The following is a 12,032-nucleotide window of genomic DNA, read 5'->3' as shown; positions in this document are numbered from 1 at the left end:
CGTCAACCGGGCTGGTCGGTGGGCAAAACCTCGATCACGGGCGCCCGTAGTCGACGGGCATGAACTGCGTCTTGTCCCAGGGGAAGTTCTCCAGCACCTTGTAGTCGGGGACGGTGAGCAGGGTGTCCCAGGGGTTCTTGCCCGTGGTCGCCTTCTCGCCGAACCCGCTCTCGGTGGGTACCGCCACGGCGCCGCTCTTGTCGGTCACGATGAAGCCGTAGGTCTGGGCGGCCTCGGCCACCATCCGTCCCATCGGGGTCAGGTCGTACTTCGACAGGTCCAGAGCGGGGTCGAGGCGAAGGCGCTGGCCCTCACGGATCAGCCCCTTGCCGGCCGGGTGACCGTCGGAGCGCTGCGCGGGCCACGAGATCTGGGTGTACGGGGCAGGGTCCATGATCGCTACCGACATGGCGTGGTTGATCTTTCCGCGGCGCACGTCGGCCAGGGTGATCATGCCGCCCGCCAGCGCGATGTTGGTCGCGGAGACGCCGTAGCCCTCGCGGAACTGCCCGAGGTTGGACGAGACCTTGTCAATGCGTCCGCCCCAACAGGCCTGCCAGGTGTTGCCGACCTTCTTGGCCTGCCAGAACTCCCACAACTTGTCGGTGCTGGGCTGGTAGATGCTCAACTGGCCGTCGGTGCCCACCGCCGGGGCGGCCTCGGCGGGGATCGGGACCTTCTTGAAGAAGGCGCTGCCGGTGTAGATCTCGGCCGGGAGGCTGCCCTTGTTCTGGCAGTCGACCCAGGTCACGTCCACCGTGGGGACGTCCGCGCCAACGGTCTCCAGCGCGACGTTGTACTGGTGCGCGTTGAAGGCGGCGACGCCGCCGTAGTAGTCACGCACCTGCTTGGCCAGGTCAGCCGCCTGGGCCGCGCTGTTCGCGGCAAGCGGGGCCTTCGAGACGTCACTGAACCAGAAGGAGTCGGGTGCGAAGCCGACGGCCCGGCCCGAGGTGTTGGTGCCGGTCGGCTTGTAGACAACCGTGGAGGTGCTGCTGGCCGTGGGCGACGAGGTGGTGGCCGACGGGCTCAGCGTGGGGGTCTCGGACGAGGTCGCGGCGCTGGAGGCCGAGACCTCCTGGGTGGGGACCATCACGGGGTCGCTGCTCGCATCGCCGCTGCCCTGCTGCACGCGGATCGCGCTGAGGAGCGGGTTGTTCACGTCGCCGGCAAGGGCCAGGTCGAGGGCCCCGTCGGTGACCTCCACGGTGAAGGCCTTGCGATAGGCGGCCGCGTAACCAGCGGTTGCGGCGAGGTCGATGTTCGAGACCGCGCGGGTGCCCTCGGCGTCGACGTGGAAGACGCGCTGCCCGCCCTGGCGGAAGAAGTCCTCCGCGGCGTACAGGGTGACGGTGTAGTCACCCTTCTCAGGGACGGGGATCGAGTAGGACTGCTTGCCCCAGACATTCGTGGTGAAGATCTCGGAGGTCTTGGCGCCTGTGATGGTCTTTCCGGCCAGCAGGGTCGAGAACCCCTGCCCACCACTCAGGCCGGCGCGGCTGCGCCAGACGTTGCCCTGGCCGTCGTCGATGTCGTGGTCGGCGGCGGTGCTGGTGAAGCTGAAGGTCTCCGCACTGCACGCGGCGGGCAGCGGGGACAGGAGGAGGACGGCGGCGAGGACGAGGGCATGGTGCGAGCGTGACTGCACGAGGACTCCGTGAAGGTCTACCGAATGAACGGTGTGTGGGGGGTGGGGTGGGACGTTCGTCCCAATCTTCGCATGGGGATCCCCACTCTGAGCAACCCAGCATGCTGCCTCACCGCGCGCGATGCTGCTGGGTCTCAGCGCGCGTTCAGTCGGCGGCAGGAGTGCTGGACGGGCCCGCAGTTAGCATGGGCAGGCTGGACAACACGGGGGAAAAAATGAATGCTGACCAACCACGCGACGTGGACCTTGAGCCGGATGACGGCATCGTGGCCTCCTCGCCGGAGACCGGGCCGAGTGATTCGCACGCGCCCCACGCAACGGGTCGAAAGGCCATCCTGCAAGGTACGGCATGGCAGGCCTTGGGCCAGTTCACCCCTCTGTTGATCAACCTTGCGTTGACGCCATTCATCATCAAGGGCCTCGGCCAGACCATCTACGGCATCTTCTTGGTGGCCGTCGCCGTCCAGCTCTTCATCGCCGCCCTCGACGGCGGCGTCGCCGCCAGCTCGGCGCGATACTTCACCATCCTGGTCGGCAAGGGTGACAAGGTCGGCCTGACCAGGCTGCTCACGACCCTGCTGGGCTTCTCCGCGATCACGTCCGCGCTGATCCTGGGCGTCACCTGGGTGTTCGCGCCGCAGTTGATGGGCCTGTTCCCGGCCACTGCCGCCGACCCGGCTGGAGCGGTCTTCCTGTTGCGCTCCATGGCGATCATCATCGTCATCAGCCAGCTGCGCGGCGGTTTCCAGCAGGTCGTCTGGGCGCATGGCACCTTCGCCTGGAACTCGCTGTCGACCTTCGCGGGGCACGCCATCTACGTCGTCGGCATGATCGCGACGATTCGTTATGGCTGGGGCCTGCACGGCATCGCCTACACCCAGTTGCTGCAGCAGATCGCGCCGACGGTGCTGATCGTCCCCGCCGCGCTGAGGAAGCTCGACCTGAAGAGCTTCAAGTTCACCGACTGGGCGACGGCCAAGGAATTCCTCTCCTACGCCTGGAAGGTGCAGCTCAGCTCGATCATGAACGTGATCGGTGCGCAGGGCGACATCATGCTCGTCGGACGTTATGCCTCCGCGCAGACCACCCCCTTCGGCGCCGGCAGCAACTTCGCCCAGACGTTGGGCAATGTGCCGATGAATGCCTACGTCCCGATGCAGACGGCCGTCGGCCACCACCTCGCCACGCTGTCGGAGGAGGAGGCGGCCGAACGGGTGTCCAAGCTCCAGCTGCAGTGGGTCCGCGGCGTGTGGGGCTGGGTGGCCGTCGGTGCCCCCGCAGCACTGTTCGGCGTGAATGCCTGGTTGCACCTGGGCTCCACGCTGACCGGTGAGGTGGCCTGCCTGGTGCTGCTGAGCTTCGGCATGCTGCTGCTGGCCCAGATCCAGCTGCTGTGGGCCCAGGGTCTGGGACGCAGCGAGTTGCCGCTCTGGTACGGCCTGTCCAGCACCGTGGTGAACCTCGGCCTGACCGTGATCCTGATCAAGCCCTTCGGCGCCATGGGTTCGGTGGTCGCCACGGCCATCGGACGCGTCGTCTCCGCCGCCCTGCTGCAGGTGTTGATGGCCAGCCGTCTGCGCACTCCCATTGCGTCCCCGTGGGCACAGGTGCCGTGGTTGCAGGGCTTCGCCGGCGCCGCGGTTGCCGGCTTGGGCGCGTGGGCAGCGCACACCTTCCTGGTGGGCAGCGTGATCCCCTACGGGCCCCTCGCACTGTTCGTCTGTGGCATCGCTGCAGCCCCCGGCATGGTCGTCTACGGCCTGCTCACCTTTGGCATCGACGGGTCAAAGGCGATGCTCAACAAGGTGCTGCGCCGCGGCTGAGCAGCGCGGCGGATCGGCCGCAACGAAGAATCGCCACCCGGAAGATCCGGGTGGCGATTCTCGTCTGCGGTGAAGTTCAGCGGGTCTTCGCGGCCGTCCGCTGCTGGACGCCGGTGAGGAAGTGCTCCATCTGCTCCGAGGTCTTCTCGGTGGTGTAGCCGTCCAGCACCGCCTGGCGACCGGCGGCACCCAGACGCTTGCGCAGCTCGGGATCGCCGGCGAGCTGCTCCAGGGCATCGGCCACCAGGTCGGCGCGTCCGGGGGTCAGCAGGCGTCCCGTGACACCGTCGACGACCAGCTCACCGATCCCGTTGATCCGGGTGGAGACGACGGGGAGCTCGGTGCTGAGCGCCTCCATGATGACCACCGGCAGGCCCTCCTGGAAGCTGGGCAGCGCGAACACGTCGGCCCAGTGGTACTGCTCCAGGATCTCCTCCTGGGAACGGTTGCCCAGCAGCTCGATGCGGTCGTCCAGACCCCGCTCGGCGACCTCGGCGCGCAGCCGCTCCATCAGGTCACCAGCACCCACGAAGCGCACCTGCACGTCCACGCCACGATCCTTGAGCTGGCCCACGGCGTCCACGAGCACCGGACCACCCTTCTCGGGCACCAGTCGTCCGACGTCCAGCACGCGCAGCGCGCCGTCGTGCTCCCGCGAGGCCGGCGGGGCGAACCGATCCGGCTCCACGGACATGTGGACGATGTCCAGCCGCGGCCACACGGCCGGGTCGACCATGCGCATCAGCTGGCTGCGGGTGAAGTCGGTGATGCACGCGACGCCGTCTGCCTGCTCAGTTTTGGCGGCGAGGTCGAAGGCGGTGACCTCCTCGAACTCGGTCGGGCCGTGCATGCTGAACGACCAGCACCAGCCCGCGTCGGGGCCGTCGATCGCGCGTCCCAGCGCCACCGCCAGCCGCGCGATGTCGGCACCGTTGTTGGCGAAGTGGGCGTGCACGTGGCGCAGGCCGCGCTCGCGCATCGTCTCGTACAGCTTCACGGCCTCGGCCAGGTAGAAGACCTGCCAGGTGCGCTGCTTGAGCGCCCGCTCACCGCTGCCCAGCGCCTGCTTGAGCGCCGTGGCGTAGGGACGCAGCCGACGCGTGGCAACGCGGGCATTCGACAGCGCCAGCGCCTTCGGGTCCTCCTGCAGGACGACCGTGGCCGCGGCCTCGTCGCGCATCACCTGGCTGTGCAGGGTCTTCGGGTCGGGCTTGCGGACGCTGAAGGTGTGCACCTCGACGCCCCGGGCGCGCAGCCCGAGCACCTCTCGCTCGATGAAGACGTGCGAGACGGCGGGGTACTGGCTGACCAGGTAGGCAACGCGGGTGGTCATGCTTCTCCTTGGCTGGTGTTGCGGGTGGAGTCGTCGCGCTCCCAGGCCGTGTCGGCGCCCGCCTTCGCAGCACGGCGACGAGCAACGGCGGTGACGCCGGCGTAGGCGACGGCGGCCGGCAGCAGCTTCGGGTTGCGGCGCACCTCGTCGAGCATCGCCCGGGTGGTGCTGGTGGTGCTGGACGACGCGTCCAGGGTGTCCTGCGACAGGGCCTCGCCGGCGTCGGCCAGCTCGGCATTGCCGCGCGCGACACGCGTCCGAACCTTGACCAGGGCCTTGGCCGTCCGCGGCACCTGCACCGTGAAGGTGCCGTCGGTGTTGCGGCGCTCGCTGTCCCGGAACAGGCGCTGCACGTAGAGGTCGTCCGCGGTGAGCTCGGGGAACTTGTCGTAACGCGCCCGTCCCGACGGCGAGAGGCCGTAGACGCCCAGCCCCACCAGTCCGTCGCGCACATAGGGCAGCGCGGCGAACATGGCGTAGAACTGGCGCACCACCAGGTCCGACCCGGTCAGGTCGAAGTGGATGTGCGGGCTGGCGACGACCGCCTCGTCGGTGGTCAGGCCCTCGACCAGTGCGGTCAGGGCACCGGGGCCGAGCTCGATGTCGGCGTCCAGGTAGATGCGGGGCAGCGCGGTGGCCGCCTCGTCACCCGCGTTGAGCGCCCCGACCTTGCCGGGGGTCGGCAGGTCGAGCACGACGAGCCGCGCGAAGCGTCCGTCGAAGGCACGGGCGCGGGCAGCGGTGTCGTCGGAGCAGCCATTCGCTGCCACGACGACCTCACAGAGCCGGCCCGTGGGGTCCTGCGCCAGCGACTCCAGGCAGCGGTCGATGACCGAGCCCTCGTTGTGCGCCGGGATGACGATGCTGGCCGGCACCCCCGTGCCGGCTGACACGTCGGATGTCATCGGTTGTCGCCCGTGTAGCCGTAGTGCGCGTCGAAGGGAGCGAGCTCGGCCTCGGCGCGGTCGCCGCGCTCCGCCTCGCACCACTCGCCGTGGAAGGTGCGCTGGATCTGCGAGCGGAAGGAGGCGTAGTCAGCCGCAGCCTTCTCACCGGAGGGGTAGACCACGCGCGCCGTCGGGTCGTCCAGGCCCTTCGCCAGCTCGGCGAGGGTGGGGACGACGTAGTCGAAGGGCTCCTGGGCGAACAGGTCGATCAACAGCCGGACGAGGATCAGGCGGTAGCGGTCGTCGGTGAACGAGCCGCTGGAGCGCTGGAAGTGGCGGTAGGTCGAGATCACGTAGTTGAAGTGGACGATCTCGTCGCTCAGGTTGTCCTGCGCGATGCGCGCGGGGTTGCCGAGCGCCTGTGCGCGCAGGGTGGTGTCGAAGACGTGGTCCTCGCCGTACATCTCGGCGGTGTGGCCCATGTGCATGTGCGGCGGGAAGGCGCGCAGCCAGTCCCGGCTGGCCATCAGTTCCCAGGTCGCGGCCAGGTGGGTGAGGCCCTTCTCGTTGTACCAGGGGTCCCACACGGGCGAGATGCCCAGCGCGTCCAGGTCACGCTCGACGGCCTGCTGGTAGCGCTGGTCGAGGGCGCCCTTGTCGAGCAGGAAGAGGTCGGCGTCGTGCAGCAGGACGTGCGTGCTGCGCGAGTGCTCGATGCCGGTGATGACCTGCACGGCGTGGTTGCGCGAGGGGTTCTTCATCCGCGGCAGCATGGTGCGCTCGGGCTGGGGCAGCGGCAGCAGCGTCAGCTTGCCCTGCCAGTTGGCGCGGTTGCGCTCGACGATGTTCTTCACCTGCGGCGTCATGACGTCCGGGATCACCAGCGTCTCGAGGCGGTGCTCGGCCTTCTGCTGGCCGGTCACGGCCAGCGCGACCTCCAGGAAGACGGGCAGGTCACCGGGGACCGGAACCAGCAGGGTGTAGCCGGGGTCGGCGGGCAGCGGTGCCGCCCAGTCCGAGAAGCGGCTTGTCCAGTAGCGCTTGCCGAGCTCCATGATGTTGTTCCTTCCGGTGGTGATGACTGTTGCGTGGTGGGTCGTCGTTGGCTGATTGGTGAGGTGGCTGGTGGGTCAAGTGCCCGGGTCGGTCAGCGTTCGTGCACGTCGCGTCCGGTCGCCCGGTCGGCGTGCAGCAGACGGCGCTGCCAGAGTCGTGCGGTCGGCGGGACGAGGCGCATGCTCGCCGCCTTGGCCTGCACCTTGCGGTCGTGCGGCAGCAGGAGCGCGGCCTCGTTGAAGGACTCGCGGGCAGTGGCGTAGTCACCCTCGCGCAGCGCGTCGTCCCCCCGACGGGCGACAACCCGGGGGTTGCCGTCCTTGATGCGACGGTTGACGTAGTCGAGTTCGTCGGGCTGCAGGGTGTCGGCGTGCTCGGCCAGGAAGGTCTCCATCATCCGGTCCTCGGCCTCGATCACCTTGTCCACATTGGTCATGGCCGAACCTGGGGTCCAGCGGTACATGGCCTCCGGCTTGGCTTGGATGCGCATCTCCCAGCCAGCATGGATGGCGCGCATCCACAGGTCCCAGTCCTCGTTGTAACGCAGGCTGGTGCTCATGCCGCCCAACTCGTCCCACATCGCCCGCGGCATCACGGTGAAGATCGAGACGAAGTTCGCCTCCAGGATGCCGAGGCGGTGCAGCTTGCCGGGAACCGATCCCCAGGGCAGTACGGTGCGCTTGGGGTCGAAGCCGCCGGTGGTGAGCAGGTAGGCGTCACAGGTGACGAAGGCGCGATCACCCTGCGACAGCTTCGCCATCGCCGTCTCGAGGTGGCGCGGCAGCAGCACGTCGTCGGCATCGCAGAGCGCGATGTACTCGCCACGGGAGGCGGCCACGGCGCGGTTGCGGGCAGCCGAGACGCCCTCGCCGGTGCTGTGGACGACGGTCAGTTCGTCCGCGTAGAGGTCGAGCAGGGCGCCCGTCCGGTCGGTGGAGCCGTCGTTGACGACGACGTGCTCGACGTTCTCCCAGGTCTGGGCCCGGACGCCGTCGAGGCAGGATCCGAGGTACTTCTCGGCATTGCGAGCCGGGGTGATGACGCTGATCAGGGGCTGGTTCACGAGTACTCCTTCAGGTTGTGGCCATGGGGGAGGTTGGTGAAGTGCAGGTGGTCAGGCCCCTTCGGGGGAGCGTTCACCGAGGACGCGGGCGGGGACGCCACCGACGATGGCGTTGTCGGCCACCTCGCCGCGGACGACGGCATTGGCCGCGATCACCGCGCCGTTGCCGATCCGGGCACCGGGCAGGATCACCGCGCCAGCGCCGATCCACACGTCGTCCCCGATCACGACGCCGTCGCCGTCCCAGGGCTGGGAGACGATGGTGCGCCCGGCGACCGTGCCGTGGTTGGAGCCGACGATGGTGATGTGCTGGCTGATCAGGCAGTCGGCGCCGATGACGATGGGTGCGCCGGCGGTGCGGATGTTGTTGAACTCACCGATGTAGGTGCGGGCGCCGATCTCCAGGCGCGAGCCGGTCAGGCCCCCGCCGTCGGTCACGGCCAGCACCGACGGGCCGAAGATGGCGACCCCGTCGGCCAGCTGCACCCGGGATGCGTCGCCGGCGAAGTGGACGCCGCTGCCGACCATCGCTCGGCGATTGGTGCGACGCAGGCGTTCCAGCGCGACGGGGCCCTCCAGCAGCGAACGGGCGATGTCCTTGACGATCATGAGGCCTCCTGGGTCTCGAGCCGTGCGATGTCCTCGGCGGGTTCCACGGCTGGATCGGTTTCGGGGGGATCGGTTTCGGGGACGCGCAGGGCGGGGGCGATCAACAGGTGCCGGGACGCGACGCCGCAGACCAGCCAGATCATGTTGTTCGGGAAGGGGTAGGGGTTCGGGCTGCCGACCGAGGGCAGCAGCCAGACGAAGAGCGCGCCGATCGAGACGAGCTTCCAGGCGCGGGCCTCGGCATTGGGCGAGCGGCTCAGCAGCACGGCCACCGGGCCGAGCAGCACGCACAGGCCCCACAGGACCGCACCCTGGATGCCGGTCTCGGCAGCACGGCTGAGGAAGACGTTGTGCACCTCGATGGTGACCGTCGTCAGCGGGATGGTGTCGCCCTGTCGCACCCAGTCGACGTTCACGCCGACGAAATTGCCCCAGCCGACGCCCGTGAAGGGCTTCGCGGTGATGATCTTGAGGGCCGCCTCGTTGGTGAGCACCCGGTCATAGATCGAGCGCGAGGTGGTGAGCCGCTCGACCAGCATCGGCAGCAGGCCGGGGATGGCCACCAGGGCCAGGGCGGTGCCGGCGACCGAGGCGCCGATGATCACGGGCATCCGGCGGCGCAGCTGCGGCACCAGGACGCCGATCACCAGGGCGCCCGCGAGCAGGGCGATCCACAGGGTGCGGGTCATCGCCAGCGCGTCCCCGATGAAGCCCAGGCCCATCGCCCAGTAGCCCAGCGTGCGCCAGCGTCCCTTCGTCTGGGATGCCAGCAGGCCGCCCATGAAGAAGCCCAGCGCGCAGGCCATGCCCATCGGCTCGGACGCCAGGAAGGGGCCGCGAGCACGGCCGTAGCCGATGCCGACGTCCGGGTTGGAGATGAAGCTGGGGAAGACGATCGGCAGGTGTGCGATCTCGCCGATGGCCGTGATGCCCCAGTAGACCGTCAGCACGCCGAAGAACTTGAGCAGCAGGATCCGGCGGGCGCGGGTGGAGAAGACCATCGGGCCGGTGGCGAACATGACCAGCGGCATGATGATGCGGTCGATCAGCATGTACGCCTTGTAGGTGTCGCTGATCGCACCCGTGCTCCACCAGGCCCAACAGGTGACCAGGACGGTCAGGAAGCCAGCCAGGTAGACCCAACGCCAGCGCCAGCGCTCCCGGTAGGGGTCCAGCAGGAGCAGCACGAGCGTGCCCAGGAAGAGCGGGCGGTCCAGCGACATCGGCAGGTGCAGCAGCCAGGCATTGCCGCTGAACATGTTGAAGAACAGCGCCGCCAGGAAGGTCCAGACATACAGCGGGATCGCGCGGTCGGCGCTGTCCTCGCCGAGCGCCGGATCAGGCGCACGCAGCGAGGAGGCGAGATCCGGGACGGTGGCCCGGTGCGCGATCGTCGACACGGTCAGCGTCGCTCACGACGGTCGAGCGCGACCGCGGCCAGCAGGGCCAGCGCCGATCCGACGATCAGGCCGAGCAGGCCGTAGCGCTGGATCAGCGACATGCGGTCGTTGGACGACTCCTCGGCCTTGCGGACGACGACCAGGTCGGCCGCCTGGGAGGCGTTGACCAGCTGGTCCTGGTACTTGGCGCCCAGGGCGTTCATGTACTGCAGCTTCTGCGTCTCCAGGGCCATCGCCTTGGTGACGGCCTCGCGGGCGGCGGTGATCTGCGCCGTCGTGCCGACGGTGCCGGTGGTTGCGCCATTGGGCGTCGCGAGCAGCTTGTCGAGCTGGGCCTGGGCGGTGGTCAGCGCGCTCTTGGCGGCTGCCCACTCGTTGCTCGCCTTGGTGTAGGCGGTGAAGGTGACCTTGGGGTCGAGGTTGGTGCCATCACCGTTCGCGGCCTTGACCAGCTCGTCCGCGGTGGCCTGGGTTGCCTTGGTGACGGCAGCAAGGTCGGTGCCGGTGCCCTCGACCCGGATGATGCTCGACTCCGGGATCGGCGAGGCGGCCATGGTGACGCCCTCGGTCTGGTCATTGCGCAGGCCCTGGTCGTTGATCCAGCGCGCGTAGTTGGACGCGAGGTCCTTCGCGGCCAGGGGGAAGCCAGCGATGGCGCCGGTGCTCAGGTCACCCGTCCCGACGGCCACCCGGGCCTCGGCGGTGTAGGTCACGGGCTGCGTGGCGCCGAGCGCGACGCCGGCACCGGTGCCCAGACCCATGATGAGCAGGGCCGGCAGCCAGTGCTTGCGCAGGGACTGCAGCGGACGGCTCACGGCGGCGGCCACGGGCTCCACCTCGGCGCGCGAGGGGGCCGAAGGGTTCAGGTCGTTGGTCATCGGTGCTTCCTGTGGTGGTCGGACGAGCGGTCAGGCAAGGTTGCGCAGCCGCGAGGCCATCGAACGGCCCAGAAGGCCGATGGTGTAAGGAACGCCGTGGCGCAGGTAACGGTCGGCCATCCGGCTGGGTTCCTGCAACAACCGGTGCAGCCATTCTGCGCCCAGCTTCTGCCACAGGTCGTGAGCACGGGGAATGTCACCCGCGGCCATGTCCAGCGCGCCGCCGCAGCCGATGAACCAGGCCTGTGGAAGGGCCTCCAGCATCTTCAGCGCGATGCGCTCCTGGCGCGGGAAGCCAAGTGCCACGAAGACGACGTCGGGGCGGGCCTCGGCGACGAGACGCACGGCCTCGGTGACACCGGCCTCGGTCTTGTCGAAGCCGAGTTCGGGGCTGTAGGAGCCGACGACCTGCAGGCGCGGGTCCTGCTCGCGCAGCTGCTTGGACGCGCGGTGGGCGACGCCGGGCGCCGCACCGAAGAAGAAGACCTTGAGGCCCTCCTCGGCGGCGCGTGCGCTGAGCTCGGGAACCAATTCGGCACCCGTGACACGGGCCGGCAACGGATCCCCCAGGATCTGGCTCGCCCACACGAGGGGCATGCCGTCGGCGATCACGAGGGCTGATCCCTCGAGCACGTCCGGGTTGGCGGGCAACTGCCGCATGATGTCGGTGTTGACGGTGAGGATGAGTCCGCCCGGAGCGTCGGCCTGCACGGACTTCGTCACGTGGTCCAGCACGTTCTCAACGGTGACGGCATCGAAGCGCACGCCGTTGATCATCACCTGGTGCCAGTCGGTCTCGGGCGCACGGCCCATCAGATTTGTCGTCATGAAGTTTCCCCCGAAACTGTCACCGGCATAGCCCGGTGAACCGTCAACAACGATACATAGCGGGCCGGTCCACGCACCCTGCAAAGCCAGCTGGCACTCAGGAAAGACCCAAGTCGGAGAGGGAATGGACATCTGACCGTTGACGCGGAACCGCCCGCGGAAGGGCTGCGTCCATGCCACAGTGGACACGCGGGAATCCGCGGCTGACAAAGGGGACGAGATGACCGACGGCGAGTGGAAGGGGCCCACTTTCGGGCTGCCGGACTACACCTCGGCACAGGCCGATGGGGCATTGTCCCTGCCGGAGGTCGACGTTCCGGAAGTCGACAGGGAAGCAACCGCTGCCGGCCCGCAGATCCATCGCTCGGAAGCACTTCCGTCGCCGGTGGCCCGGGTCGCACAGCCGGATCCCGCTCCGGCGGATGCAGCTCCCGTCAACCCGGCGACGAGACTCACACATGGTCCCCGCGTAGGTGGGTGCCGTGCCTCACATGTTTTTCCCCGCGA

10 protein-coding genes are annotated in these 12,032 nt (G+C 68.8%); 1 reads left to right on the top strand and 9 read right to left on the bottom strand.

Annotated features, from left to right (window positions below; genetic code table 11):
* Positions 1–34: 34 nt before the first annotated feature.
* On the bottom strand, positions 35–1,648 hold the full coding sequence (locus ABD089_RS12405) for a malectin domain-containing carbohydrate-binding protein (protein ID WP_343886745.1): 1,614 nt from the start codon (positions 1,646–1,648) through the stop codon (positions 35–37).
* A 380-nt stretch (positions 1,649–2,028) separates the two neighbouring features.
* Between ABD089_RS12405 and ABD089_RS12400 the strand changes: the two genes are divergently transcribed.
* On the top strand, positions 2,029–3,471 hold the full coding sequence (locus ABD089_RS12400) for an oligosaccharide flippase family protein (RefSeq protein ID WP_343886744.1): 1,443 nt from the start codon (positions 2,029–2,031) through the stop codon (positions 3,469–3,471).
* Positions 3,472–3,547: 76 nt separating this feature from the next.
* Here ABD089_RS12400 and ABD089_RS12395 read toward each other — a convergent pair whose 3' ends face one another.
* The 8 genes from ABD089_RS12395 to ABD089_RS12360 all read right to left on the bottom strand — a co-directional run bounded on the left by ABD089_RS12395 (position 3,548) and on the right by ABD089_RS12360 (position 11,525).
* Positions 3,548–4,804: a glycosyltransferase family 4 protein gene (locus ABD089_RS12395; RefSeq protein ID WP_343886743.1), complete on the bottom strand. Its 1,257-nt coding sequence runs from the start codon at positions 4,802–4,804 to the stop codon at positions 3,548–3,550.
* A complete protein-coding gene (locus tag ABD089_RS12390) occupies positions 4,801–5,709 on the bottom strand; it encodes a glycosyltransferase family 2 protein (protein ID WP_343886742.1) in 909 nt (302 codons plus the stop codon). The genes ABD089_RS12395 and ABD089_RS12390 overlap by 4 nt, the downstream gene beginning before the upstream one ends.
* Positions 5,706–6,746, bottom strand: coding sequence for a hypothetical protein (locus ABD089_RS12385; RefSeq protein WP_343886741.1), 1,041 nt, complete (start codon positions 6,744–6,746; stop codon positions 5,706–5,708). Before ABD089_RS12385 ends, ABD089_RS12390 begins: the two co-directional genes overlap by 4 nt.
* A gap of 92 nt (positions 6,747–6,838) precedes the next feature.
* Positions 6,839–7,810 carry a glycosyltransferase family 2 protein gene (locus tag ABD089_RS12380; protein ID WP_343886740.1) on the bottom strand — a complete coding sequence of 324 codons (972 nt, stop codon included), beginning with the start codon at positions 7,808–7,810 and terminating at the stop codon, positions 6,839–6,841.
* 51 nt (positions 7,811–7,861) lie between these two features.
* Complete coding sequence (locus ABD089_RS12375) at positions 7,862–8,419, bottom strand: acyltransferase (RefSeq protein WP_343886739.1); 558 nt, start codon at positions 8,417–8,419, stop codon at positions 7,862–7,864.
* Entirely contained in the window at positions 8,416–9,819 is a 1,404-nt protein-coding gene (locus ABD089_RS12370; protein ID WP_343886737.1) for an O-antigen ligase family protein, read from the bottom strand. Before ABD089_RS12370 ends, ABD089_RS12375 begins: the two co-directional genes overlap by 4 nt.
* 2 nt (positions 9,820–9,821) lie before the next feature.
* A complete protein-coding gene (locus tag ABD089_RS12365) occupies positions 9,822–10,697 on the bottom strand; it encodes a hypothetical protein (protein ID WP_343886736.1) in 876 nt (291 codons plus the stop codon).
* 30 nt (positions 10,698–10,727) lie between these two features.
* The gene (locus ABD089_RS12360) at positions 10,728–11,525 is read right to left on the bottom strand and encodes a WecB/TagA/CpsF family glycosyltransferase (protein WP_343886735.1); all 798 of its coding nucleotides are present in this window, start codon (positions 11,523–11,525) and stop codon (positions 10,728–10,730) included.
* Between the last annotated feature and the right edge of the window lie 507 nt (positions 11,526–12,032).

It is taken from the genome of Luteococcus sanguinis (genome assembly GCF_039527675.1).
GTDB lineage: Bacteria > Actinomycetota > Actinomycetes > Propionibacteriales > Propionibacteriaceae > Luteococcus > Luteococcus sanguinis.
Note: the sequence above shows the minus strand (reverse complement) of the source record. Positions and strands in the feature narration are given on the sequence as shown.